Genomic DNA, 23,557 nt, shown 5'->3' with positions numbered 1-23,557 from the left:
GTATCGAAAGGATCTACCCCGTGTTGAACCCCGCACTCGAAAGATTGCAGTCACCGGAATGGGACGGCGCACTCTGGATCGGCGACGTCGACATCGAGCACGAACTGCCCGAGTCCCTGTCCCTGTCGGATGCGGAGGGGTATTCACGTGCACGGCTCCTCGTTCGGCACGGCATGGACCCGATGGGCTTCGTCGAACTTCCGATCGTGGACGGCTGCGTCTGCGTCGACACTCTCATCGACCGCGTGCGCACACTCGACGTCGTCGATCCCGGAGAATCTCCCACTGCCGAATCGCCTCTGCACCCGCTCGCGCCTGCTGTCTCCATCGTGATCTGCACGCGCGATCGGATCGATCATCTGCGTGGGGCGTTGGCCTCGGTGCTGGCGGTGGACTACCCGGACTTCGAGGTCGTCGTCGTCGACAATGCGTCGCCGACGAATGCCACCGTCGACTACGTTCGATCGCTGGCAGATCCACGGGTTCGTGTCGTGTCCGAGCCCATCGCAGGGTTGTCCCGTGCACGAAATACCGGTCTGCGTGCCGCTCGCCACTCCATAGTGGCGTTCACCGACGACGACGTGGCCGTCGACTCGTTGTGGCTTCGGAGCATTGCCCGCGGCTTCCGACGCGGCGATCGGGTGACGTGCGTATCGGGGATCGTCCCGAGCGGGGAGATTCGAACTCACGCGCAGGCCTATTTCGATCGCCGTGTCGGCTGGGCCAGTTCGGTGACCCCTCGGATCTACGACCTCGCGCATCCGCCTGCGGACGTTCCGCTGTTCCCGTTCCAGGTCGGTATGTACGGCACGGGCGCGAATTTCGCCGTCTCCCGCGACCGCATGTTCGATCTCGGTGGATTCGACGAAGCATTGGGCGTCGGATCCCCGACCAACGGCGGTGAGGACCTCGATATGTTTTTCCGCGTGCTCATGGCAGGGGACCAATTGGTCTACGAGCCTGCGTCGATCGTGTGGCATCGTCATCGCGCGGATTCGGACGCGCTCGCGGTCCAAGCTCGCGGGTACGGACTCGGTTTGGGCGCATGGTTGATGACGGTGGCGACGGATCGACGGTCCGCAACTCTCGCGGCACGCGTCGCTGCGCGAAGGCTGGGCAGCGCCGTTCGCTTGTCGGTGAAGATGAGCAAAGTCGCTTCTCCCCCGGACGATCTCGCCGCGGATTTGCCCGACGGAATAGGCCGGATGGAGCTTCTGTCCATCGCGAAGGGCCCAGGTGCATTGCGTCGGAGTCGACGCGAAGGCCGGGTCCGTACACCGTTGTCGGAGGTGAGCCGTGTCCCTGTCCTCGACTGATGTCCGCGACGTCGCCCGTCAAGTGTCGACGTCTCCGCGGCCCGGTATCCGGTTCGCCGACCTAGCAGTTCTTGCCGCCGCCGCGGCGTTGCTGGCGATGGTGCCGCTACCCTCCCCGATTCGTGCTGCACTTCTCGCGGTGACCGTGTTCACCGGGCCCGGATCGGCGATCCTGAGCTGGATCTATATTCCACCGCGGGCTCGACTTGCTGCCGTTCCCATCCTGAGTCTCGCGTCCTTCGTTCTCCTCACGTCGGCCGCTATGTGGGGTTACCAGTGGTCACCTCGTTGGATCACCACGATCGTGGCCTTGGCGCAACTCGGATCCTCGGCGCTGTGGTATCGCAGGCACAGTGAATGGCCGGATATGCAGGGGTGGCGAGAGTGGGCTCGGCAGAGTTTCTCGCGTCAGTCGATCCGCCGGCGCGTACAGAGTGCTGCCGAGATCGTGTGGGATCGAGAATTCCTCCGCCGCAACGTCGCCGGCCTGTTACTTGCGCTGGCCGTCGTGCTGTGGCTGCCCGCTCTGCCGGGGCTCGAAAGCGCCGGCTATTCACAGTTCGGGCTTCTGTCTGCCGGCACCGGCCCCATCTTGGTCATCTGTATGGCCCTGGTGGTCGTCGCCTTTCTGACGGCGGTTCGCCGTCATCAGCTGCGTATCGCTGTCGCTGCGATCGGTGTGGCCATTCTCGTGCAGCGCGTGACGGTGACGCTCGTGACCGATGCTCCGGTGTACGAGTGGACGTACAAGCACGTCGCAGTCACCGAATACATTCTGGCGTTCGGGGCGTTGCCGCCCAATGGAATCGACATCTACTCCCAGTGGCCGAGTTTCTTCGTGGTCACGGCGTGGTTCGCTCAGGTCAGTAACCTCGAAATCCTCTCCCTCGCACACGTCTTCGCACCGATGATTCACGTCCTCACTGCGGTGTTCGTCTATTCGCTCGCCCGGGTTCTGAAGCTCCGGCGACGCGTCGCGATCACCGCGGCGATGATCGCGGAATTGGTGAACTGGGTCGGCCAGGACTACTACGCCCCACAGGCACTCGGTTTCGTTCTGGCCGTGGGCTTTCTGGTACTACTGCTCGCTTCGACGCAACTGCGTGTTGCAGGGTTCCTTGCCATCATCCCGTTCGCGGCGTTGGTACCCACGCATCAACTGACCCCGTACTGGCTGTTCGCAGTCACCGGCGTCCTGCTCGTCACACGGCGGGCCAAGCCGTGGTGGCTCATGTTTCCGCTGGCCATCATTCTTCTGGGGTATCTCTATCCCCGGTTGTCCATCGTCGCCCCGTACGGGCTGCTGTCCGGTTTCGATCCGGTGGAGAACGCAGCGAGCAACGTTCAGGCGCCGGGAATCCTGGGCAAGCAGGTGACCTCCCTGGTGTGCCGGGCCTTGTCTGCGGGTGTATTCGCGCTGGCGATGGCATCGATCGTGTACGCCTGGCGAACCAAGAAGACGTTCTGGGCGCCGATGGTCATGGCTTTCGGCTCGATCGCACTGCTCGCCGGGCAGAGCTACGGCGGCGAAGCTATCTTCCGCGTCTACCTGTACGCCATTCCCGGCTGTGCGTTGCTCATCGCCCCGATGCTGCTCGCCGCCCTCGACATGGAACCCTCAGAGGCCCGTTCCACCCTGGGCAGAGTAGGCACCCGCGCCGCACTGGCAGCTGCGGTTCTGGGAACCGTCGGCGCAGCGACCTTCGGGTTGCAGGGTTACTTCGGCTTGTGGCCGTTGATCATCGAGAATCGCGCGCAGGTCGACCAGACGCGAGATCTGGTCGCGCAAGCGCCCGCAGGCTCGACGTTCACCCTGCTCTATCCCGCCGGCTACCCGATCAGGTCGACGGCAAAGTACGTCGAACAGGCCGAGGCGAACGAGTTGTTCGACGCGCCCCTGAACTATTACGGCCCCGAGTACATGCTCGAGTTCCCCACGGCCGAGCAACTCCAAGCCTTCGACTGGGACGCGTCACAGCGCGACACGCCGTCGTACGTGATTTTGACCCGTCAATCGCTCGAGTCGATGAAGTACTACGGGTTCATGCAGGAGGGTGCTGCGGAGACGTTCGAGCGTTGGTTGAGGTCGAATCCTGCCTGGTCGTTGCGGTCGCAGGACGCTGACACTCTCGTATTCGAGCGGCCAGTAGTTTAAACATTCAATTGGTATGAGCAACGTCTCACAAACAGCATCGCGGATTGTTTACGTGCAGCTTGACAATCACAAAGCATCTTTTAAGGTATATACAGGCTGAAAACAGGATGTCGCGTTCGAAATATCGAACACGCACTCGTCCAGTCTGTGGGATCCGCCGGGGGTCGCGCCGCAGATGTTCCAAGCCTAAGTCGGTCATCGCACTAATACCTGTTTGGAATGGAAATGAACTCCATGAACCCGCGCATCAGCATCGTCATCCCCACTCTCAACGAGGCTGCCAATCTGCGGCATGTCCTGCCGCTACTTTCGCATGACTACGAACTCGTGTTGGTCGACGGCGGTTCCGTCGACGGGACCATCGATGCCGCTCGTGAGATTCGCGGAGACATCCGCATCATCAAGCAGACCCGCAAGGGCAAGGGCAATGCCCTTGCTTGCGGATTCGAAGCCGCAACCGGGGACATCATCGTGATGTTCGATGCCGACGGCTCGGCCAATGCAGACGAGATCCCACGCTTCGTCGACGCACTCCTCGCCGGAGCCGATTTCGCGAAGGGCAGCCGCTTCACCGCGGGCGGTGGAAGCCACGACATCACTCCTCTGCGTCGCGCCGGTAACGGTGGCCTCCACTTGGTCGCGAACACGCTCTTCGGCACCAAGTTTTCCGATTTGTGCTACGGCTACAACGCCTTCTGGCGTGATCTGGTGCCGGTGCTGGACCTTCCGGCACTCGAGCAGGAGCACGCCGAGGGCGAGATGCTCTGGGGTGATGGCTTCGAGATCGAGACCATCATCAATTGCCGTTTCGCCGAGGCCGACGTTCGCATCCAGGAAGTGCCGAGCATCGAGCTCGCGCGGATCTACGGCCAGTCCAACCTCCGCACGTTCTCCGATGGGTTCCGCGTACTCCGCACGCTGTTCACCGAACGCCTACGTGCACGCCGGCTTGCCAAGCAGTCCATCCCGCGTCCGGGCCGCAGCACCAACGATGCGCGTACCGACATGGATCTGGAGTTCGAGGCGTTCGAGGTCTTCGAAGAATTGAATTCGATTCCGCTACACAAGAAATCGGCGTGAGCGAGCTCACCTCGTCGGTCGTCATCTGCGCCTACACGCTCGATCGCTGGGACGATCTCAGTGCGGCAGTCGATGCCGTGTTGGGTCAGTCCACGGCTGCGACGGAACTACTTGTCGTCATCGACCACAACGAGCAATTGTTCGAGCGTGCCCGAGCGGAGTTTCTGCCTCGTAGTTCGGCCGTGAATGTTGTCGAGAACTCGCATCCGCGTGGCTTGTCCGGGGCCCGCAATACCTCGTTGGACCTCGCCTCAGGTGACATCGTGGTGTTCCTCGATGACGACGCAGCACCACGCTCGACCGAGTGGATCGCGTCGATTTCTGCGCATTACGCGGACCCCACCGTCTACGCGGTGGGAGGGTCGGCGCACCCGGTCTGGCCCAGTTCCCGCCCGGCCTTCCTGCCGACCGCGGTCGCGGGAGAACCGGGTGAACTGGATTGGATCGTGGGCTGTACCTATCGGGGCCAGCCCACGACTACCTCGACGGTTCGTAACCTCATGGGCGCCAATATGTCTTTCCGCCGCGCGCCGATCGTAGAGCTGGGCGGCTTCATCTCCGGGATCGGCCGTATCGGGCGTGTTCCGTTGGGTTGCGAAGAAACCGAGCTGTGCATCAGGCTCCGTCAGACTCACCCCGAAGCGCAGATCCTTTTCGACCCGTCGATCGCCGTCGACCACAACGTCAGCGCCGACCGGACGCGGCCTCGGTATCTTCTCTCGCGGAGCTATGCCGAGGGGGTCTCCAAAGCTGCCATCGCTCGGCTCATCGGCCCCGGGGACGCCTTGTCTTCCGAGCGGTCGTACACGGCCAAAATTTTGCCGCGTGCAGTCGGACGCGAAACCGCTGCGGCGGCACACGGAAACCCCGCCCGCTTGTGGGGCGCCCTCGCTGTCGTCACCAGCCTCGGTGCAGCCGGATTCGGTTATGCACGTGGACGATTGAGCCGTATCTCCGGTTAACGGATCTGCGCTCGCTTCACCGAATTGAGCGCGCGCACGTGCCCTGCCGGCTTCGGTCCCCTGCCGGTCAGGGTCACCGTTCGGCTCGCCCCTGCAGCGAGGTGAAACCACGAGTCACTGGTGTCGAATCCGCCGACGTCGATGCATACGTACTGTGCAGTCGAGTCCGTCGACACGGTCAGCGACCACCGACCTGGCTCCACAGGTTCGACCCGCGCGGACAGACCCACATCGTTCTGGCGAACTTGCGTATCACCGATGAGGTGAGTGGCCTCGGCGACTCGAACGCCGGCGAGGTCGTCCAGCTCCACCACGACCGAGGAGAACGTCTGGGTGCCGAATCGATACGCATAATTGACGTCGGCGAACGTCCCGATGACCCGGTCCAGTGCAAGCGTCGTCGAACTGTGTCCCGCGAGTTCGATCGACTGCTCATAGGGCTCGCCGATTCGGCCCGTCGCGCCGTGCAGTGACACGCGAAGAATTCCCAGCAGTGGTTCCGCCGTATCGTCGACCATCTCGATGCTCAGACCGTCGAGACCGTCGTCGACGAGGAACACCCCGATCGGGCTACTGATACGCGCCAGGCTGTACCACGGCGCCTTCGGGTCTCCCGCGGAGTCGAGTAGTCCCCAACCGGCACCCGGAACCAGGTCGCGAAGCGTCAGCACCAATGCACCGCCGCACTCGGATTCGGTTCTGCGCCAATGCGAATAGGATTCGGTGACGGCTTCACACACTGCTGCTCGTCCGTAGTCGAGATAGAGTTCGGCGTCGGTTCGACGGACGAGGTGAGGATCGACCGCGAAAATGTTTCGAACGTAGTGATCTCGGACATCCTCGAAGTCCCAGGACGATCCGCGGTCGCGTGGCACCGCGGACTTCCACTCAGGATGATGACCGGCAACATTGGCGGAGCCGAACATTCGATCCACCGCTCGCCGCTCCGGCGGTATCGAGAACGCCAAGCATTCCGCCGCGAAACGTACACGCGCCGTGCGTACGTCGGCGATCGGTCGCAGATAACCTCCGACACCGAAGTAGTGCGCGATACCGTCACCGACATGGGTGTGCAGTTCACCGGACGTCGACGACGGACTGGACACGACATAGGCGGTGCCGGTGAGGCAGCTCTCGAGAATCTCGGGAATCACATTGTCCAGCAACGGCATCTGCCGATCGGCAGCGGCGATCCCCATCATCGTGGGCTGTTGCTGCGTCTCACTGCCACCACTGACGACGGCCAGAGCCGGGTTACCTCCGATCATCGCGAACAGTGCTTCGAGTTCGCGTTCGACGACCTCGACGAACTCAGGGTCCTGCGGCGGATCAGTGGTGGCGAACATGGCATCCTGCCACACCAAAATGCCCAATTCGCCACAGAGGGACCAGAATTGAGGTTGCTCGTACACCATCGTGCCGACAATGCGGATCATGTTCAGCCCCGCGTCGCGCATACGCAGCAACTCGGCGCGCATGACGTCTTCCTCGACCCACAGGCGTGTCGGATCGAGAGGAGTCCAACAACCGCCGCGAGCGAAGACCTGAACACCGTTGACGCTCAGCTCCACCGACCGTCCGTGCCGAAGCAACTCGGTTCGACGAAAGCCGACCATTGCACTGTGCACACGATCCTCGTCTACGGTCACCGACACGGGATACTGGACGGGCTCACCGTGCGTGTGCGGCCACCAGAGGCTGATATCCGGAATGGTCAAGGACACATCGAAATCCGCGGAATCGACGGCGTAGGAGAACCGCTGGTCGCCGATGTCGAGGGTTACGGTCGACACCGTCTCGTCGAGATCTGCGCGTACTCGCAGCACCCCGTTCTTCCCCTCGACCGTGGTGTGGAACCGACAGTGTCGCGCACGGGATCGTGGCCGTAGCGTCACCGGGCGCCACAAGCCGATCGGGGAAGGAACCGGTCCGTACACGGGGGCGCGGCCGAGCAGGGTGGTGCGTTCGTGCCGCAGGCCCTGCTTGTCCACCAGCGAGGACCGCCAGCGTCCTCGTGACTTTCTACTGCCGAGGACGACGTCCATCGACTCGACCCGCACCGCGATATCGACGACCGGGGAACCGGCCGGGATGTCGAGGGTAGTCGGTACGAACATGGATCGAACCTGAGCGGCCTCCGCGCCGTCGACCCAGATCGTTGCCCTCGTCGCGATGCCCTCGAACGTCAGCGTCGTGGCGATACCACTGGGCACGGACACCGAGGTGGTGAACCACCAGTCGAACGCGTCGAGATCCGGCTGGTCCACAACCGAGGCAACGGTGCCAGGCACGAGGGCAACAGTCCGTTCGGCGTCCTCTGCGAGCTCACCAGGATGCAGACACGATCCTGGTTCGGTCGCAGTCAGGTGCCACTCGGCGCCGTCCAGAAAGTCCTCGAGATCTCTGCTCACCCAGTTATCTTCCACTCACAGAGCGAGCGAGAGAACATCCATCGCCGCACTCCAACTCGCGGTCATCTCCGCGAGTGGCTCTTCGAGTGACACCGCACGCCCGCGCGCGGCGCGGGCCATCCGGAACTGAACAGCTTTTGCGCCCTGAGCCACCTGCAGAAAATGAGGCACGGCCGCGCCGATGCCGTCCACACCCCGAGCCTGGAGGTACCCGCAGAGATCTGCGGCGAGTTCAGCGCTCGCCCCGCACTGGCGAAGCAAACCGAACGACCACAGATGGAAGGCGTCGGGGCCGGACCGCTGCACCAGTGGGATATCGGCGATGACGCGTCGAGCAAGCGCGTCGACGGGGTTGCTCGACGGCCTCCGCGCGAAGTGCGCACGCGCGAGGTCGAGATCGCGGTCACCTACACCGCTCGCAATGGTGTTGCGGCCGAGTCCGATCTGCTCGACGTACGGAAGCAGGACCTCGGGATGCGGAGTGGGGGCGAGATTGAAGACGCCGTCGAAATCTGCGCCCGAAAGCTCGAAGTAACCGCGGTTGTGGAAGTAGCCGAGCACCTTCTCGGTTTCGTCCAGCGAGTTCGGAACGATGGTGGTCTTGGTGTGGTTGTTGCGGTAGCTGGTGCCCGAGGTGTCGGGCAACCAGAAGCCGTCGACCTCCACGGTGACGAGTACACCGTCCTCGAGCCCTTCGCGGATGTGGTCGAGGACCGGACGCCACACGTTCATCTCATGCACGTCGACGCCGTAGAGCATGCGGAGGTCCTCGGACTGCATCTTGACGAAGTCCCACTGCCGACCGTCGCAGCCGGCGCTCAACACGAATGCCAACGCGGGGATCGGATCGGCGCCCAGCGAATGCAGGAGTTCGATCCACAGATCGACATAGCAGTTGGTTTCGGTCCATACCCGGTCGTGGGAGTGGATGGAATGCGTCTCGTACGTCGAGGGGTTCAGGCTCAGCAGGCGTAGTTCGGTGGATGACCGGTGACCTGTTTCGGAAGTGCCGGCGCCCTCCGACGCGACCGCGTCGGCGTACCTGGAGATGACCGAACTGTCTGATGCCACTGTTGCCCCCTGCCGAATGCCTGGATTGCCTGGATTGAGGGCTCAATAGTAAATGGTCGGTCTGTTTAGCGTCCAATTAAAGACTGTATAATTATTTGAGGCGCTGAATCTGGCGTTCGGCCTGACCGATGAGGCGTGACACGACGGGCCGTCGGAAACGGTTGCAATCACACAGCGAGCAGTCGCTTCCCTTGCGGTAATGCTGATGCGCAGTCCGCTGATGACTACACTTGCATACCGCGTCTGAGCTGGCCATAAGCGTGAGTGTAGTCAACATTTCAGTCAACTATTGCCGCGTGCGGCTCATAAGACCGGAGGCGCCACAGTGCGACGCGTTCTACGTGGGTCGGCACTTGTCATTGCATGGGCAATCTTGGTGTGCAGCGTCGCGTTGCTGACCGTTCGCCAGCTGGGAGTGACGCAGATCACACTGGTGGCGCTCGTGGTCGGAGCCCCCTACCTCGCGGTCTTCGCCGCCGTGGCAGCGATCCTGTTCGCCGTGACGCACTCGCGCATCGGCCTGGTCACCGCAGTGACGCTGGTGATAATTCTCGTCGGCGTCCAGGTCCCCCGGTTCATCGCAGACACCGCGACCGCCACCGGGCAGGACATCACTGTCCTGACGGTCAATGTCGCACACGGTGACGCTGATGCTGCAGCTATCGTCGACGAGGTCCGTACGAGCAATGCCGACCTTCTCTCAGTGCAAGAACTCACCCCCGCCGAGGTCGACGACCTCACCCGCGCCGGGATCGACGATCTGCTGCAGTACAGCTTCACCGCCGCTCTCCCCGTCTCGGACGGCACCGGCATGTGGAGCAGGACTCCTCTCACCGACGGCACAAGACTGTCCGACTTCGGGTTCGTACCGGTCCAGGCGAACACCGTCATCGACGGCGTCGCGCTGACCGTGGTGGCGTTTCACGCCATGTCGCCTGCCACACCTCGCGACACCGTGCAGTGGGCCGAGGACCTCGACCGCATGCGCGCCTTGATGGAGTCCTACCCGGGGACAGTGCTGGTGGCCGGGGACTTCAACGCCACGGGCGACCACCGACAGTTCCGCGATCTGGCGAGCGCAGGCTTCGTCGACGCCGCCGAACGGGCGGGTTCGGGATTGTTCCGCACCTTCCCGTCGGACCGTCCGCTGGCACAGCTCGACCACGTGGTGACGAGCGATACGGTCGATGCATTCGAGGTGCACCCTGTACCGATCCCCGATTCCGACCACCTCGCGGTGTCCGCGCGACTTCGACTGCCAGGGCGCGTGAACTAGAACCGCGGCAGCTCGAACACCGGCGGCGGGGGTAGTTGAAACTGTGGAAGCTTCAAGCCCGGCAGACCCGGGATCAGAGGCGGAGGTTCGGGTGCCGGCTCCGGAGCCGGAGCGGGCGTCGGGTCTTCGTACTGCGGTGCCTCGTAGGTCTCGACCGTTTCCGGCGCCGGAATCACCGGCTGGGGTGTCGGCCGGGGCACCGTGGTTGTGGACGGCGCGGGGCGTGTCGTCGACGGCAGGGTCGTCGTAGGTTCGACGTTGTCCGCGGGCGCACTCGTCGAGTTGTCGGAATTGCCGTACCCGAGAGTGAGACCCAGTGCGGCAATGACTGCCAACCCGCCCGCAACGAGCGCCGCGCCACGAACCTTTCGGGTGGACGTCGCAGGTCTGTCGACGGGCTCCGGGCTCAGCCATTCGGGGGCACCGGTGAGCGCCAAAGACGACGCGGCCTCGGTGGCCAGGTTCTCCACCGGCGTCGCGAGCAGGGCGGCGCCCTTGGCTGCGACCGACTCGGGATCACGAGGCGTCACTACCGGCAGTCCGGTCCACGATCTGATGATGGTCTCGACCAACGGAATGCGAGCGCCGCCGCCGATCAGGAACACGGCATCGACGTACTGCGGTGACCGAGTGAGCACATCCCGAAGCAACCGTGCCGAGTACTCGATGGGAACCGTGACGAGCGCCTCGAACGCTTCTCGGGAGATGAGGATGACGCCGCTGTCGCCGGGGAGGCAGACTGCGCCGTTGGCGGACAGTTGTTCTTTCGCGATACGGCACCGGCTGGTGAACTCCGCGATACCGAGTGCTGGGGGTGGCTCCGCCCCGCGCCTGGAGAGTTGGTTGTCGCAGATGAGCCGATCGAAGTCGTCACCGCTGATGTCGGTAGTTCGTTCGGCCAGCAGCACTTCACCGCTCGCGCGATCGATCACGCTGATGGTCAGACCCGAGCTTCCCAGGTCGTACAGCCCGATCGTGCCGAAGTTGGCCAGCTCCCCCGACGCTTCCAGATAGGCCAGAGCTGCCCTGGCCTCGGGGACCAGTCGGTAGTTGTAGAGACGCTGATTCGCCATCGCCTGCTGAATCTCACCGAACTGCTGCTGGTCGCGGTAGGCGACGCCGGTCGCCTCGACTTCAGGGCATCCGTTGCGCTGCGAGAGGACCACACCGATCGACTCGGCGGCTACATCTTCCGCACGGTCCTGCCAGTAAGCATCGACCGTGTCACTGTAGAAATCGAGCCCTTGTCTGCCAGTCTGCCTGCCGGCCGAGTACGGCCGCAGGTCGGGACGAGCCATCCGGACGGCACTCGACCCCACCGAAACACCGAGAACCTCAGTCATGACCTGCCTCACTTGGATGCGCACGTATCGAGCGCACGCCACTGGGACTCGCCGCAGAAAGAGATATAACGATCCACTCCCGGTGCCCCCACTCGGCAATACTGTAGCGCGGCCATTGCCCGATGGCGATCGCCGTAACGTAGACCGCGTGCATATCCTCTTCGTTTGTACAGGCAACATCTGCCGCTCCCCCACCGCCGAACGTCTGGCCGTGGCGTATGCCGCCGAAAGGGGGTTGACGTTGACCGCCTCCAGCGCCGGCACCCACGGGCTGACCGGTCACCCGATGGACCAGTCCGCGGCCACCGTGCTGCGTCAACTGGGCGGGGACGAGGAGGGCTTCGTTGCGCGACGCATCTCGCCTCGAATAGCGGAGGAAGCGGACCTCATCCTCACCATGACAAGCCGCCACCGCGACGCCGTGCTGGCCATCGCGCCTCGTAGGTTGCGCCGGACTTTCACGTTGCTCGAGGCTGCAGAACTGGTGCGATCTTCCGAAGCCACCTCGCTCGACCAGATCGCCGACGCCCGTGCGAAACACTCGGTACCGACCTTGGACATCGAGGATCCGTACAAGCGGGCGCACGAAATGTACGAAGAAATCGGACAACAGATAGCCGATACTCTGCCCGAAATACTTCGGTTGGTATGACTCGCGGTCCGTTTGAATCCCACTCGAAGGGCCTACTTGACCACTGGATACGCATTACCGGTCAAACGTACGGTCCGGTATTTTTCCAGTAGGAAATTCTCCATCGCATGATGCAAGATGTGACACATGCCGATGTATCAGGTCAGAACCGAGGACGAAGTACTCGCCGAAGCCGAGCTTCCGACCGACAGCAAAGCGATGACGTGGGCCGTCCGCATGACGACCGTGCACCGTAAGACCCTTCGCGGGCGGCGATGGCAAGGTCACCGTCTCGTCGGCAGCGTATGGGAGCACCGGTTCGGTGGAGGCCGCAGGACCGCAGCACGCGGCGATGCCACTGCCGGCTGAGCGCCACTCTCTCCTTCTGCGGTAGCGTTCGCAGGTCATTTCCGCGGTAACTTGGCCGGCGGGAATCGGAGTGAGGGTTGATCTACATGCGCGACAAAGTCATCGCGGTATCGGCGGTGGCAATCGCGGGTGTCGCAATAGCCGTCGGACTGACTATCGGAGCGGTGGGTGGAGCGTTCACCGATACGACCACCACGGTGCAACCCCCGGCCCTGCGATCGGATTTGAGCTCCGCTGCGCGCGCCGCCCCGCCCACCGGCATCACCGTCCCGCCGTCGCCGACGTGGAAGGTGGCGGTTCCCACGACGCCCAAGCCCACCACTACGCCCAAGCCCACCACTACGCTGAAGCCCACCACGACTCCCCCAGCAACCACGACTTCAGAGACGACGACGTCAGCCGCGGCCAAGGACAAGACGACTGGGGACAAGAAGACACCCGGGGTGAGCACCACCGAATCGCCGTCGACGAGGGCGACTCGCACGAAAGCCGAGATCACGCCGACGCGCTGAGGAGCTCCGCCTTGGCCTCAGGCGGGCGTGAATCCGATTTCCGATATCTCGGACGCAAATCCGGATGTGTCGGGCGCAAGCTCGGCCACCCACACCAACACGGCGCGTGAGCCCGGAACCACCTCGGTGGGGATGGTCGTCACGCCGCGGCCCGATACAGCGGACCCGAGGACGCGCGTCGAGCTCAGCGTGCCGTTCGGTTCCGGTGGCGTCCGGATCTCGACGGTCGTCCCGGCCACCGGGGTCGAAATCCAGACCGCGTCGAAATCCACCTGATAAGCGAAGTTGACCAGAAGACCGATTCCATTGTTGGTCGTGCCGAAGGGGCTTCGGTAGTTGTCCGTGGACCATGCGGTCGCCGGATTCGCGTCGATGGCCAGTTGTGCATCACCCGGGTTATCGGGGCTGCGCACCGCGGACCACACCTCGGCGCCGGCCGGCAGAATCGGTGCCGGCGGCGGCTTGATCGGCATCGCCGACGGCAGTTCCGGTGCCGCCGCGACGTTGGATACGTCGCCGAGGTTGTTCCCCAATATCGTGGTGGACAGTAACCACCCCAGCAGGCCGAATGCCCCGACCGCTGCGCCTGCGGCGAGCACCCACGTCAATTTTCGGCGCGGCCCTACGGCATCCGCGTCGGGTGGCGCCTCGGTCGGTGGTGCGAAGGGGCTGCGAGACCCGAGCTCCTCGATCACGGCAACGTACGGCGTCATCTCCAGGACGTCGAACTGTCCTTGTCTTCCTCGACCGTGTGCGCGCGCGTTCTCGATGAATCTTCCGATGGCGTCGGGCCTCGGGTCATGGGACTGGATTGTTGCGATCCGGAACAGTGATAGGGAAAAGTCACGACCGGATGTCAGGTCCTTGGCACGCCAGCGGGCGCCCCAGCCGATGGACGGGCGACGCTGCAGCAATCGATACCGGTCCGCAACCACGGCACCGGGCACCTGCGAAGCATTCACTTGCGCCTCCACCCTCGGACTATGTCCCGATGGGGCGATTGTGCTACTTCACAATGTGCATGTCACGGTATTGGCCGAAGTCGGGTAGTGCGACTCCGGTCAAACATATACAGGTGCGTCCCAGGCAAGGCGGACTGTGGTGCCGTCGTGATCGGACGTCACGGCCGTGGTGTCGGCGAGCGCATGCATCAGGGGGACGCCCCGTCCGCGGGTGGCATCGGGCGCATGGACTGCCCACTCACCGTGGTCGCAGATGACCACTTCGATGGAGCCTGTCGCCGGGACGAACTGCGCATGCATGTCCAGTGTCCCCGGTCCAGCAGCTCCGGCATACGCATGCTCGACGCTATTGGCCAGCGCCTCGTAGGTAGCCAACACCACGTCGTAGACACGGTTGGGATCCACTTCGAGGCCGGTCAGCCATTGGCTCAGCGCGATCCGGAGTGCAGACGCTCGATCTGCCTCGGCAGCTTCCCCGTCGAAGTCCAGATGCACGGCGTGATCGAGTGGCGGACTGGAGTTCGGTTCGGTGGCAGGAGGGACCGTCGGGTCGCTCCCACCGAACACAATTGCCATCATTGCTCCGTCATACCCAAAGCGTCAGGATTTACCCACCTGAAGCGCATCCAACGCCTCCTCCACCGTCGCAAATATTCCGAATAGCTGATCGAGCCCGACCAGCGTCAGTGGCCGGCCCGTGGCTGGGCCGTCCGCGACCACGGCAAACCCCGCGGTGTCACCGAGTTTCTGATGTGTGGAGGCCAGCAGCGACATTCCTGCAGAAGCAAGGAATCCGACGTTGGAGAGATCGATGACGAGGGCCGTCGGTTGCTTCCCGCACACCAGCTCGACCGATTCGGTCAGCTGCGGTGCGGTCGCCAAATCGAGCTCACCGGAGACCGTCACGATGGCAGCGGTACCGCGCCACTGAACAGCCACGTCGAAATGTTGAGGGCCGAGCCCTGACTCGTCAAGCGTCACAGTCGACAAACATACCCGAGGGATGCAAGTTCCCTCACCTGGTGTGATTCTCGACGCCGGATACCCTCTCACCTGGCTTCGCTGCCGATTCGCACTAGGCTGAATCGCGATGAGCTACGACAGAATCCCCGCCACCGTCGCGGTCGCCGTCGGCGGTGGGCTCGGGGCGGTGGTCCGCTACGAAATCTGGGATCGGCGCGAGTCCGCGCGATGGCTTCTACTGAGCACGTTTTCGATCAACGTGGTCGGGTGCCTACTCCTCGGCGCCGCGTTGGGATACCTGTCGGGCCGCGCAGCACCGATCTTGCGGCCCCTCGTCATCGGGACGTCCTGCGGTTTCACCACCTTCAGCTTCTATGCGCTGCAGGGAGTCACACATGACAATGCCTGGAATTCGGTCGTCTACATCGTGGTGACGCCCATCGCGGCCGTTGCAGCGCTCGGTATCGGCGCACTCATCACTCGACCCCACGAGTCCGTCAGGTGACCGTCCTCCTCGTCGCCATCGGTGGCGCGTGCGGCGCACTCACGCACTACGTGCTCACCGACTCGGTCACCGATAGTCGACGGGTCCTCCTGCTGACGATGGTCTCCTGCGGAGTGCTCGGGTTCGTCGTGGCCGCGTCGCCCCCGCAGTGGGCCCTCGGCCTCGCTGCCTTCGGTTTCCTCGCCTCGTTGGCGCCGATGTCCTCGGTTGCCCTGTTGACGGTCGGATATGCCCGTCGACGACGGTTTCGAGTGGCGGCACTTTTTCTCACCGCCACTGTCGTAGGTGGGATTGCCTGCGCGATGCTCGGGTACCTACTGTGGCAGTCCGGTGTCACGCTCTACAGCAAACTCTGACTCGCTCAGACGTTCTCGCATCCACCCTGCACGCCGGCTTTCACAAAGCCTGCGAGCTGATACAGGTAGGTGTATTCCCACCGCACGAGCGAAAAGTCATAGGTGCGTGGGACCGGACGCATGGTGACCTCGCCGTCGAAGCACTGCCCGAAGATGAATCGAGCGCGCGGCAGATGGTAACGCCAGCTCACGACGATGACGTGCTTCCAGCCTCGTTCCTGCGCAAGCTGTTGGGTGAAGATCGCTTCCCCACGAGTCGTGCTGGGGACAGGATCGACACACAGCACGGTGTACTCGGCCGTCTTCTTGTCGCAGTACTTCTTCATGACCGGATCCTTGGCACCGTACGGATCCGACAGCACAACGGTGTCGGCAACACCTTGCTCGGCCAGGGACACGCCGTACGCCTCTCGGCCGTCGTGCTCACCGCCCAGGACGATGATCGCGTCGGCAGAGGTCACCGGGTCGATCGCGGCCCTCGTGAACGTCAGGTAGCCGCCGAATCCGATCAGCGAGACAAGTAGAACCGGAAGCATGATGGCAACAATGGCCAAGGGGCTCCGACGAATCACACGTCGAGCCTAATCAGCGAGCCCGACCGGTGCATTTTCAGCGACCAACGTCACCCTGTGGGTCGGCCACGTCAGCAGGCCAACCGACCGCTTGAATGGACCATTCAAGTGGTTGGGCGCCCATCTCCCCGCTTGAATGGACCACCGAAAACATCAGATCGTATGAATGTCACATTGAAGCGATGGGTGGGCCGCCACAAACCCGAGCTCGCCGCATGAATGGACCATTCACGCACCGATCGGCCGCCGATAACGGCGGCCGATCGGTGCGAATAGCTTACTGGCTCGGCTGCGGCAGGTTGCAGTCCGTGACCTTCGGGTTGACGCCTGCGTAGTTGAGCGGGCCTGCGACGACGGTGAGAGCGATCGTGCCGACACCTGCGCAGTTCTCGGGCGCACTGGAGACATATCCGCGTTGGAATACTGCGATACCTCCGACCACAAGCCATACAAGGACGATCAGAGTGACGAACCGCATGATGAAACCCTCCCGTAGCCGACCTTCGGCTACCGCGCATGGAGCGTATACCCCAGCCCTCGGGCCCCAAACCCTCTGCGCTGCCGGGTAAAACTATCTGGCGCAGATCAGCCCGCGACACGAGTGGCGGCGATCGACCCGGCCGGCGAACTCAACGTCACGGTGTCTTCGCCGAGTGTCCATACCGGTGTGGAGTCGAGGAATTCCTGCAGCCAGCGGTCCTGCTCCATGAGCGCATCGTCGCATGCCATCATCGTCGATCCCATCGGACCGTTCGACGCCTCGGCACCGGGTCCGTCGATCACCCCGGCCTCGTTGTTCAGGGCTCCGAAGAATGTGTTGCATCCAGCATTGAATGCGACGGCATCGCCGGTGGTCGCGATCGAGATCTTCATCGAGGTGCCTGGCACGAGCGCATATCCGCTCACCTCGGTCGCCTCGAACTCCTCGAACGTAACCGCGTCGGTATCCGGTTGCGCTCCAGCACTTTCCGAAGTAGTTGCCGAAGCACTCACCAACCCTGTCGCCGACGAGTCGTTGCCCTGACCACATGCCGATATATACGTACCTGCGGCAAACACGAGCGCGATCATCACGCTGTTACGCATTACGACGCCGACTCGAACGAATGTCATCGATGCACTCCCTGGCAGATGCGACGGGCCGGATACTCGTCCGCAAGCACTGTACTGGGATCCGCGCCGGACGAGCACAGCGTCCGTCCGGTTCAATGCAACGGTTTGAGCACCCGACTCGGCACCCAATGCGTGACCGTCTCGCTACGATCCTTCGACATCAGCTCGTAGGTGACTCTGCCGATCCAGTCGCCGTCGACGGTCATCGACCATTCCGTCAAGTCTCCGGGCACCACTTTTCTGACCTCGAACCCTTCCGCGTTGTAGTTGCCGTGATGGTGCGGTGGCTGCGGATAGAGAATCGCCAGGTCGATCAAAACCTTGACCGACGGGGTGAGTACCTCGAAAGGTCGACGCGAATGTGCACCTCCTCTCGATCTACGCGCAACCATTGTTCGACCATACGTTCGAATCGGCTCGTACTCAATCCGGCGTGGTGACATTTCCCAACAAGTGGATGCCCGACTCGACAAGAGGTGCCCTCTCCTGTGACGGTTGTGTGCACCTACGCCCCGATCCGTTTGGAGACATACCCGCATGAAGCTTTCGTCCTTACCCGTCCTGTGCATTGCTGCCGCTGTCTCCGTGGGGCTGGCCGGTTGCGGATCGGACGACAGCGCAGACGCTGCCCCCGAGGTAGATATCTGCGCACAGCTGCAGGACATCGCGGACTTCGAAACTTCCTCGATGAGCACCCTGTCCGGAGACCCGAGCGATTGGCCTGCGATGCAGGCCTCGTTGAAGACGTATGCGGACGGCCTGAGCGAGCATTACGACCCGGCGATCAACGCCGACGATCCCGACGTCTCACCCGATCTCGCGAAGCTCAAGGATGCCAGCGTCGTCGCCACGAGCACTGCCGCCGATGCGCCGACGTACGAGGCTTTCACCGAAAAGTCGACGACGTCGATGGACGCCGACACTGCGCAGGACGCAATGGCGGCCAGCGATCGGGTCAACAAGTACGCGACCGAGAAGTGCGGATTCTCGCTCAGTCAGCCACCTGCTTAGGCCGATATCGGTAGCGAGCCGACACTCGCCTCGACGGCGAGAAGGTACACATCTCGCCGTCGAACCAAAGCCGCCGAACTGTGGGCTCGAGAAGCGGGCTCGAGAAGCGGATTCAGTGGGCGGCGGTCAGTTCGGCATCGGACGACTCCTGTGACGTCTGCCGAATGAAGAAGGACGCTGCGACCGCGACGAGCGATATCACGCCTCCGCAGACGAAGGCGGCCTGGACGCCGGACTCGCTCGCACTGATTCCTTCTGCACCGCCGGCGAGCCTGGATGCAGCGGTATTGGACATGATCGTCACAAAAAGTGCGGTACCTGCTGCGCCGGCCAGTTGCTGGACGGTATTGAGGATCGCGCTGCCGTGCGAATACAGATCCCTGGACAGCGATCCCAGCGATGACGTCATCAGTGGCGTCATGATCAGCGCGAGACCGACCGACAGCAGGACATGGATGCCGATGGCCATCGCAAGCGGGGACTCCGCGTCGAGCGTGGTCATGAGCCACAACGCTGCGCTGACGACGATGGTGCCGGGGACCACGAGTGGTCGGGCGCCGATCCGGTCGAATACTCGGCCGACGAACGGCGCGAGGATTCCCATCATCAGGCCGCCGGGCAACAGCATGAGACCTGTTGTGAGAGTGTCGAGTCCACGCACGTTTTGCAAGTAGATCGGCAGCAGGATCAGTGCTCCGAACAGGGTCATGAGACTGACCGCCAGTAGCCCGAGCCCGATACTGAACGCGGGCGTGGAGAATGGACGTAGATCGAGGAGGGCGCGCCCCTCTTTCTGTCGCGATATCTGCCGGAGCACGAAGACAACCAGTGCAACGGCGCCGATGGCGAGTGGTAGCCATACCGGCACGGGTGACTCCTCGGACGAATGGCCGATGCCGGCAAGTCCGTAGACGATTCCGCCGAATGCGAACGCGGACAGTACAACCGATACGCCATCGAACGGGGGCTTGCCCGTCGCGCCGACATTCTTCACCAGTGCCGCTCCCACCCCGAACGCAACGAGTGCGATCGGCAGCACGAACCAGAACATCGCGCGCCAGGCGAACGAGTCGAGCACGATGCCGGAGATTGTGGGGCCGACGGCAGGCGCGACGGCAATGACGATCGAGATGACCCCCATCATCTTGCCGCGCTGGTGCACTGGGACGAGCCCGAGCACGGTGGTGATCAGCAATGGGAGCATGATGGCGGTGCCACCGGCCTGAATCACTCTGCCCGCCAACAGGAGTTCGAATCCCGGTGCCACGGCTGCCAGCAACGTTCCGGCGCTGAACAAGGTCATCGCCGTGATGAACATCTGCCGCAGGGTGAAACGCTGAAAGAGGTACCCCGTCGTCGGGATGACGACCGCCATGGTGAGCATGAACCCGGTGGTCAACCACTGCGCTGTAGTGGCAGTGATGGCTAGGTCGACCATGAGCCTGGGCAGCGCGACGCTCATGATCGTCTCGTTGAGAATCATCACGAAGGAAGCGACTACCAAGACGGCGATCAACATCTTGCTCGCCGAGGACAGCTCTTCCTCGGGGACGGTGTCTTGTGTCTGCATGAAGGTTCTCTCCGGTTGGTCTCGACAGTTGCGATAGTTTCACGCAGCATGACAGTGACTGTCAATTCGATTCTCGCTGGTAAGTTGACACTGGAGCGACAAGGAGGTGGCCAGTGGGCGCACACAAGACGGACGCTGCCATCAGCGCAGTCCCCGACCTGCGCGAACGACGGCGTAGGGAAACCCGACGTGAGATATCGGAGGCTGCCCTGGACTTGTTCGAGCTTCAGGGAGCTGCCGCCACGACAGTCGACGACATCGCCCGTCGAGCCGGAGTGTCGCCAAGTACTTTCTTCCGGTCATTTGCAAACAAAGAGGAATCGGTACTGATCGCCGATATCGAGTTCGAGGCCGAGTTCACCGAATGGCTCGAGTCCTCGGCTTCGGAGCGCATCACACTCGACGCGATCGAGAACATCTACGAACGCTCTGTCGTTCGATTCGTCACGGCGTCCGAAGACAGCACCGAACGATTGCTGCGGGTTCGACGACTCGTCCTGTCGGACGCTCAGGTGCGATCCGCTGCCTACGCCGCCGACGCGGTGATGCTGGCCTGTCTGACCGAGAAGGTGGCGACGAAACTGGACGTACCTTCTACCGCTCGCCTACTCATCGAGACGGCGGCATTGACCCTCCGAATCGCGGTGGATCGCTGGGCGGAAGTGGTCGACGGGGGTGACGAGTCCGCTGATCTCGTCACTGTTTATCGCGCAGTTCGGTCCGATCTTCGTCGCCTGGTTCGCGACTGAAACCCAGCGTCACCGCCAACGTGCGACGAACCTTCGCTGCCAAGGAGTTTCGACGGACCGACGTGAGTAGTGATCACGCACGTATCGGACGGCGTCGACGTTCGGGATTCCTTCGAGCACGACGGCACATGCGAGCGCTGTCCCCGTTCGGCCGTATCCGCCGCCGCAGGCAATCTCGACCCGCTCGCCCGCCGCTCTGCGGAGTGCTTCTTCCAGCGCCGCCGCCAACTGTGTTCGGTCGAGTGGCAGCCAGAAGTCGGGCCATCGAACCCACCTGCTCGGCCAATCGAACGGTCCCGGATCACGACCCGTCAGGTAGATACCGAACTCGGGTTGTGGTCCGACCGGCAGCGCTGTGCGCAGGCCTCTCCCCCGAATCAGGCGTCCCGACGGCAGTGGCATGACTCCGGTTGTGTCCTCGTCCCACACCGGATCTACCTGGTGAATTCGTATGCTGCGGGGTCTGCGGTGCGCAGGCGTCGACGCATGGCGTCTGTCGACCAGGGCCAGCTGAAGCTGTTGGTGCCGGTTTTGTCGATGAAGTAGCTGGTGCAGCCGCCGATGTTGTAGACGGTGGTGGCCAGGGCGTGCGTTCGGTCGTCGTTGTAGGTCTGTTCGGCGTCGGCCCGGGTGTCGAATACTTTCGCGCCGAGCTCGCGGGTGGTGCGCACGAGGGATCGGATCAGACCCAGCTGTGTTTCGGTGACGGTGAAGGCGGATGCCAGGGTCCCCAGTCCTGGGCCCAGCAGGATCGCGAAGTTGGGGAAGCCGTGAGTGGTGGTTCCGAGGTAGGCCTTGGGGCTGCCGCGCCAATGTTCGCTCAAGCTCAGCCCGTCTGCGTCGAATACTTGTTCTGCCAGAGGCATATCCGTGATGTGGAATCCGGTGCCGTAGATGACGATGTCGGCGGGCACTTCGATCCCGTCGGTCCCGATGACTCCGGTTTCGGTGAGGCGGGCGACGCCGCTCGGGCGCACTGTGACGTCGGCGCGGTCGAGTGTCGGATACCAGGTGTTGGCAAACAGTGGACGTTTGCATCCGAAAACGTATTCGGGAGTGACGATCTCGCGGAGATCGGCATTCCCGATCTGACGTTTGATCTGCCACCGGCCGATGACGTGGGCTATTTTCATGGCGCTGCTGTGCCGTGTTCCGAACGCGACGAGTTCGAGGATGCGGTAGATGACGGCGCGCTGAATGCGAGAGACAGCGGGGCTGTGGCGCAGGAGCCAACGGAATGCGCTGGGCTGGCGGTAGTTCGGCTTCGGGAGCACCCACTGCGGCGTGCGCTGATAGATCGTCACGTGTTCGGCGGCGTCGACGATCTCGGGCACGAATTGCACTGCGGATGCGCCTGTTCCGATGACCACGACGCGTTTACCGGTCAGGTCGACGTCGTGCCGCCAGCGCGCGGAGTGAAAGGTGACTCCGCCGAAGTCGGCCGCGCCGGGGAGATCGGGAACGGACGGTGTGCTCCACGGGCCGGCTGCGCCGATCGCGAGAGTTGCCGTGACATCTCCGGTGTCGGTTCGGATCTTCCACTTTCCGTTCGCGTCGTCCCAGTGCGCGCCGAGGAAGGTGACGCCGAACCGTACGGCGTCGCGCACGCCCCAGCGGTCGGCGGTGTCGACGAGGTAGCGCTGAATTTCCTGTTGGTTTGCATAGAGTTTCGACCAGTCGGCGTTGTGGGCATCGGTGTACGAGTAGATCGGCGAGGGCACGTCGCATTCGCATCCGGGATAGGTGTTCTCGCGCCACGTGCCACCGAACTCGGCGGCTCGCTCGATGATCAGAATGCTCTGCACACCCTCCTCGCGCAGCGCTCGATAGGCGGCGATGCCGGACATACCTGCGCCGACGATGACGGCGTCGTACTCACCGTCGAGAGTGTGGGTCATTCGCATGTGCTCCTCGGTTCGAGACGGTTCAAGTACCATGAGCATTGAAATACCATTGGTATCCGAAAGTCAATCGAAGGAGGCGAAGGCATGGCGCGACTGACCCGCGAGGAGTCTCGGGAAAGAACGCGGGCGGCCCTGCTGGACGTCGCAACCGAGCACTTCCTCGACCGTGGCTACGCGGATACCTCCGTAGACCGGATCGCGGAGGAAGCCGGATACTCGAAGGGCGCCGTCTATTCGAACTTCGGCGGAAAAGACGAACTCTGCCGCGACGTCATTCGGGGGATCCGCGCACACAAGCTGACCGAGGCTGCCCAACTCACCGTGAGCATCACCAGCGTCGATACGTTCGAGTCAGCCGTGCGCCAGTGGTGCGAGCACGCGATAGGCGACCGCCGGTGGGCGCTACTGGAAATGGAGTTCGGCGCGCGTGGCCGCGTAGATCCCGTGATCGAGGAAGAGATCAGGGAGTCCAACCGCCAACTTCGCGCCGCGGCGGCCTATATGTTGGCCGACTTCGCTCGCAGACTCGACGTCGAGTTGGCCGATACTCCCGAGAAGTCTGCCGACATCGTCGTGGGCCTCTGCCTGGGGATCGGGGTTCAACGAGCCTTCGATCCCGATATCTCCATCGAAGACCTCGTACACACGATCGTCAGACACGTGATCACCACCTGACCGGAAAACAGAAACCCCGGGTTCGGTCCCTGTCGTAGCGGACCATACCCG

At 63.1% G+C, this 23,557-nt stretch carries 26 protein-coding genes; 13 read left to right on the top strand and 13 right to left on the bottom strand.

Translation table 11 applies throughout. The features are described from left to right. Window positions 1-20 precede the first annotated feature (20 nt). From QMK32_RS20610 to QMK32_RS20595, 4 genes are all read left to right on the top strand, one after another. Window positions 21-1,316: a glycosyltransferase family 2 protein gene (locus tag QMK32_RS20610; protein ID WP_283477129.1), complete on the top strand. Its 1,296-nt coding sequence runs from the start codon at window positions 21-23 to the stop codon at window positions 1,314-1,316. Continuing rightward, window positions 1,297-3,471, top strand: a complete 2,175-nt coding sequence (locus QMK32_RS20605) for a hypothetical protein (protein WP_283477127.1) — start codon at window positions 1,297-1,299, stop codon at window positions 3,469-3,471. Before QMK32_RS20610 ends, QMK32_RS20605 begins: the two co-directional genes overlap by 20 nt. A gap of 225 nt (window positions 3,472-3,696) precedes the next feature. Next, on the top strand, window positions 3,697-4,551 hold the full coding sequence (locus QMK32_RS20600) for a glycosyltransferase family 2 protein (protein ID WP_283477126.1): 855 nt from the start codon (window positions 3,697-3,699) through the stop codon (window positions 4,549-4,551). Further along, entirely contained in the window at window positions 4,548-5,513 is a 966-nt protein-coding gene (locus tag QMK32_RS20595; protein ID WP_283477124.1) for a glycosyltransferase family 2 protein, read from the top strand. The genes QMK32_RS20600 and QMK32_RS20595 overlap by 4 nt, the downstream gene beginning before the upstream one ends. On the opposite strand, the gene QMK32_RS20590 is transcribed toward QMK32_RS20595, so the two are convergent. Both QMK32_RS20590 and QMK32_RS20585 read right to left on the bottom strand, forming a co-directional pair. Continuing rightward, window positions 5,510-7,924 (bottom strand): glycosyl hydrolase 2 galactose-binding domain-containing protein, encoded by a 2,415-nt coding sequence (locus QMK32_RS20590; protein ID WP_283477123.1) that lies wholly within the window; start codon window positions 7,922-7,924, stop codon window positions 5,510-5,512. The genes QMK32_RS20595 and QMK32_RS20590 overlap by 4 nt on opposite strands. A gap of 15 nt (window positions 7,925-7,939) precedes the next feature. After that, a complete protein-coding gene (locus tag QMK32_RS20585; protein ID WP_442972278.1) occupies window positions 7,940-8,893 on the bottom strand; it encodes a DUF1839 family protein in 954 nt (317 codons plus the stop codon). Between the two features lie 427 nt (window positions 8,894-9,320). Between QMK32_RS20585 and QMK32_RS20580 the strand changes: the two genes are divergently transcribed. Beyond that, complete coding sequence (locus QMK32_RS20580; protein ID WP_283477120.1) at window positions 9,321-10,271, top strand: endonuclease/exonuclease/phosphatase family protein; 951 nt, start codon at window positions 9,321-9,323, stop codon at window positions 10,269-10,271. Here the strand turns inward: QMK32_RS20580 and QMK32_RS20575 are convergent. Then, on the bottom strand, window positions 10,268-11,614 hold the full coding sequence (locus tag QMK32_RS20575; protein ID WP_283477119.1) for an Hsp70 family protein: 1,347 nt from the start codon (window positions 11,612-11,614) through the stop codon (window positions 10,268-10,270). The genes QMK32_RS20580 and QMK32_RS20575 overlap by 4 nt on opposite strands. 148 nt (window positions 11,615-11,762) lie before the next feature. On the opposite strand from QMK32_RS20575, the gene QMK32_RS20570 reads away from it, so the two are divergent. From QMK32_RS20570 to QMK32_RS20560, 3 genes are all read left to right on the top strand, one after another. Further along, window positions 11,763-12,266, top strand: coding sequence for an arsenate reductase/protein-tyrosine-phosphatase family protein (locus QMK32_RS20570; protein WP_283477118.1), 504 nt, complete (start codon window positions 11,763-11,765; stop codon window positions 12,264-12,266). Window positions 12,267-12,392: 126 nt separating this feature from the next. Then, the gene (locus QMK32_RS20565) at window positions 12,393-12,614 is read left to right on the top strand and encodes a hypothetical protein (RefSeq protein WP_269301424.1); all 222 of its coding nucleotides are present in this window, start codon (window positions 12,393-12,395) and stop codon (window positions 12,612-12,614) included. A gap of 86 nt (window positions 12,615-12,700) precedes the next feature. After that, the gene (locus QMK32_RS20560) at window positions 12,701-13,126 is read left to right on the top strand and encodes a hypothetical protein (RefSeq protein WP_283477115.1); all 426 of its coding nucleotides are present in this window, start codon (window positions 12,701-12,703) and stop codon (window positions 13,124-13,126) included. A gap of 17 nt (window positions 13,127-13,143) precedes the next feature. On the opposite strand, the gene QMK32_RS20555 is transcribed toward QMK32_RS20560, so the two are convergent. From QMK32_RS20555 to QMK32_RS20545, 3 genes are all read right to left on the bottom strand, one after another. After that, window positions 13,144-14,088: a protein kinase family protein gene (locus QMK32_RS20555; protein ID WP_283477114.1), complete on the bottom strand. Its 945-nt coding sequence runs from the start codon at window positions 14,086-14,088 to the stop codon at window positions 13,144-13,146. Window positions 14,089-14,187: 99 nt separating this feature from the next. Further along, window positions 14,188-14,664 (bottom strand): ATP-binding protein, encoded by a 477-nt coding sequence (locus QMK32_RS20550; protein WP_283477111.1) that lies wholly within the window; start codon window positions 14,662-14,664, stop codon window positions 14,188-14,190. A 24-nt stretch (window positions 14,665-14,688) separates the two neighbouring features. Then, window positions 14,689-15,027 carry an STAS domain-containing protein gene (locus tag QMK32_RS20545; RefSeq protein WP_283477110.1) on the bottom strand — a complete coding sequence of 113 codons (339 nt, stop codon included), beginning with the start codon at window positions 15,025-15,027 and terminating at the stop codon, window positions 14,689-14,691. Window positions 15,028-15,178: 151 nt separating this feature from the next. Here QMK32_RS20545 and QMK32_RS20540 point away from each other — a divergent pair, with 151 nt between their 5' ends. Beyond that, entirely contained in the window at window positions 15,179-15,556 is a 378-nt protein-coding gene (locus QMK32_RS20540; RefSeq protein WP_283477109.1) for a fluoride efflux transporter FluC, read from the top strand. Then, complete coding sequence (locus tag QMK32_RS20535; protein ID WP_283477108.1) at window positions 15,553-15,912, top strand: CrcB family protein; 360 nt, start codon at window positions 15,553-15,555, stop codon at window positions 15,910-15,912. The genes QMK32_RS20540 and QMK32_RS20535 overlap by 4 nt, the downstream gene beginning before the upstream one ends. Window positions 15,913-15,917: 5 nt before the next feature. Here the strand turns inward: QMK32_RS20535 and QMK32_RS20530 are convergent, their stop codons facing one another. The 4 genes from QMK32_RS20530 to QMK32_RS20515 form a co-directional block, all read right to left on the bottom strand. Continuing rightward, window positions 15,918-16,448, bottom strand: a complete 531-nt coding sequence (locus QMK32_RS20530) for a YdcF family protein (RefSeq protein ID WP_283477154.1) — start codon at window positions 16,446-16,448, stop codon at window positions 15,918-15,920. A 313-nt stretch (window positions 16,449-16,761) separates the two neighbouring features. Beyond that, window positions 16,762-16,962, bottom strand: a complete 201-nt coding sequence (locus QMK32_RS20525) for a hypothetical protein (protein WP_136170116.1) — start codon at window positions 16,960-16,962, stop codon at window positions 16,762-16,764. Window positions 16,963-17,069: 107 nt separating this feature from the next. Continuing rightward, window positions 17,070-17,597: an META domain-containing protein gene (locus tag QMK32_RS20520; RefSeq protein ID WP_283477107.1), complete on the bottom strand. Its 528-nt coding sequence runs from the start codon at window positions 17,595-17,597 to the stop codon at window positions 17,070-17,072. A gap of 92 nt (window positions 17,598-17,689) precedes the next feature. Beyond that, window positions 17,690-17,989, bottom strand: a complete 300-nt coding sequence (locus QMK32_RS20515; protein WP_283477106.1) for a hypothetical protein — start codon at window positions 17,987-17,989, stop codon at window positions 17,690-17,692. A gap of 145 nt (window positions 17,990-18,134) precedes the next feature. Between QMK32_RS20515 and QMK32_RS20510 the strand changes: the two genes are divergently transcribed. Next, window positions 18,135-18,608 carry a hypothetical protein gene (locus QMK32_RS20510; protein ID WP_283477104.1) on the top strand — a complete coding sequence of 158 codons (474 nt, stop codon included), beginning with the start codon at window positions 18,135-18,137 and terminating at the stop codon, window positions 18,606-18,608. 112 nt (window positions 18,609-18,720) lie between these two features. Here QMK32_RS20510 and QMK32_RS20505 read toward each other — a convergent pair whose 3' ends face one another. Then, window positions 18,721-20,178, bottom strand: a complete 1,458-nt coding sequence (locus QMK32_RS20505) for an MDR family MFS transporter (RefSeq protein ID WP_283477102.1) — start codon at window positions 20,176-20,178, stop codon at window positions 18,721-18,723. Window positions 20,179-20,291: 113 nt separating this feature from the next. On the opposite strand from QMK32_RS20505, the gene QMK32_RS20500 reads away from it, so the two are divergent. Further along, window positions 20,292-20,927, top strand: coding sequence for a TetR/AcrR family transcriptional regulator (locus QMK32_RS20500; protein ID WP_283477100.1), 636 nt, complete (start codon window positions 20,292-20,294; stop codon window positions 20,925-20,927). Window positions 20,928-20,936: 9 nt separating this feature from the next. Here the strand turns inward: QMK32_RS20500 and QMK32_RS20495 are convergent, their stop codons facing one another. Beyond that, the gene (locus QMK32_RS20495; protein ID WP_283477153.1) at window positions 20,937-21,329 is read right to left on the bottom strand and encodes a protein-tyrosine phosphatase family protein; all 393 of its coding nucleotides are present in this window, start codon (window positions 21,327-21,329) and stop codon (window positions 20,937-20,939) included. Between the two features lie 32 nt (window positions 21,330-21,361). Next, window positions 21,362-22,825 carry a flavin-containing monooxygenase gene (locus QMK32_RS20490; RefSeq protein ID WP_283477099.1) on the bottom strand — a complete coding sequence of 488 codons (1,464 nt, stop codon included), beginning with the start codon at window positions 22,823-22,825 and terminating at the stop codon, window positions 21,362-21,364. Window positions 22,826-22,915: 90 nt separating this feature from the next. On the opposite strand from QMK32_RS20490, the gene QMK32_RS20485 reads away from it, so the two are divergent. After that, entirely contained in the window at window positions 22,916-23,506 is a 591-nt protein-coding gene (locus QMK32_RS20485; RefSeq protein WP_283477098.1) for a TetR/AcrR family transcriptional regulator, read from the top strand. Window positions 23,507-23,557: the final 51 nt, after the last annotated feature.

It is taken from the genome of Rhodococcus sp. H29-C3 (assembly GCF_030063405.1).
Lineage (GTDB): Bacteria > Actinomycetota > Actinomycetes > Mycobacteriales > Mycobacteriaceae > Rhodococcoides.
The sequence above is the reverse complement of the archived record's forward strand: the minus strand, read 5'-3'. Positions and strand labels throughout refer to the sequence as shown.

What these genes read in the sequence shown, in the direction of transcription:
- QMK32_RS20520 (WP_283477107.1), bottom strand. Translation starts at nt 17,597, where the DNA reads ATGACATTCGTTCGAGTCGGCGTCGTAATGCGTAACAGCGTGATGATC.
- QMK32_RS20530 (WP_283477154.1), bottom strand. Translation starts at nt 16,448, where the DNA reads ATGCTTCCGGTTCTACTTGTCTCGCTGATCGGATTCGGCGGCTACCTG.
- QMK32_RS20510 (WP_283477104.1), top strand. Translation starts at nt 18,135, where the DNA reads ATGAAGCTTTCGTCCTTACCCGTCCTGTGCATTGCTGCCGCTGTCTCC.
- QMK32_RS20495 (WP_283477153.1), bottom strand. Translation starts at nt 21,329, where the DNA reads ATGCCACTGCCGTCGGGACGCCTGATTCGGGGGAGAGGCCTGCGCACA.
- QMK32_RS20490 (WP_283477099.1), bottom strand. Translation starts at nt 22,825, where the DNA reads ATGACCCACACTCTCGACGGTGAGTACGACGCCGTCATCGTCGGCGCA.
- QMK32_RS20515 (WP_283477106.1), bottom strand. Translation starts at nt 17,989, where the DNA reads ATGGTTGCGCGTAGATCGAGAGGAGGTGCACATTCGCGTCGACCTTTC.
- QMK32_RS20540 (WP_283477109.1), top strand. Translation starts at nt 15,179, where the DNA reads ATGAGCTACGACAGAATCCCCGCCACCGTCGCGGTCGCCGTCGGCGGT.
- QMK32_RS20505 (WP_283477102.1), bottom strand. Translation starts at nt 20,178, where the DNA reads ATGCAGACACAAGACACCGTCCCCGAGGAAGAGCTGTCCTCGGCGAGC.
- QMK32_RS20575 (WP_283477119.1), bottom strand. Translation starts at nt 11,614, where the DNA reads ATGACTGAGGTTCTCGGTGTTTCGGTGGGGTCGAGTGCCGTCCGGATG.
- QMK32_RS20560 (WP_283477115.1), top strand. Translation starts at nt 12,701, where the DNA reads ATGCGCGACAAAGTCATCGCGGTATCGGCGGTGGCAATCGCGGGTGTC.
- QMK32_RS20485 (WP_283477098.1), top strand. Translation starts at nt 22,916, where the DNA reads ATGGCGCGACTGACCCGCGAGGAGTCTCGGGAAAGAACGCGGGCGGCC.
- QMK32_RS20550 (WP_283477111.1), bottom strand. Translation starts at nt 14,664, where the DNA reads ATGGCAATTGTGTTCGGTGGGAGCGACCCGACGGTCCCTCCTGCCACC.
- QMK32_RS20525 (WP_136170116.1), bottom strand. Translation starts at nt 16,962, where the DNA reads ATGCGGTTCGTCACTCTGATCGTCCTTGTATGGCTTGTGGTCGGAGGT.
- QMK32_RS20600 (WP_283477126.1), top strand. Translation starts at nt 3,697, where the DNA reads ATGAACTCCATGAACCCGCGCATCAGCATCGTCATCCCCACTCTCAAC.
- QMK32_RS20565 (WP_269301424.1), top strand. Translation starts at nt 12,393, where the DNA reads ATGCCGATGTATCAGGTCAGAACCGAGGACGAAGTACTCGCCGAAGCC.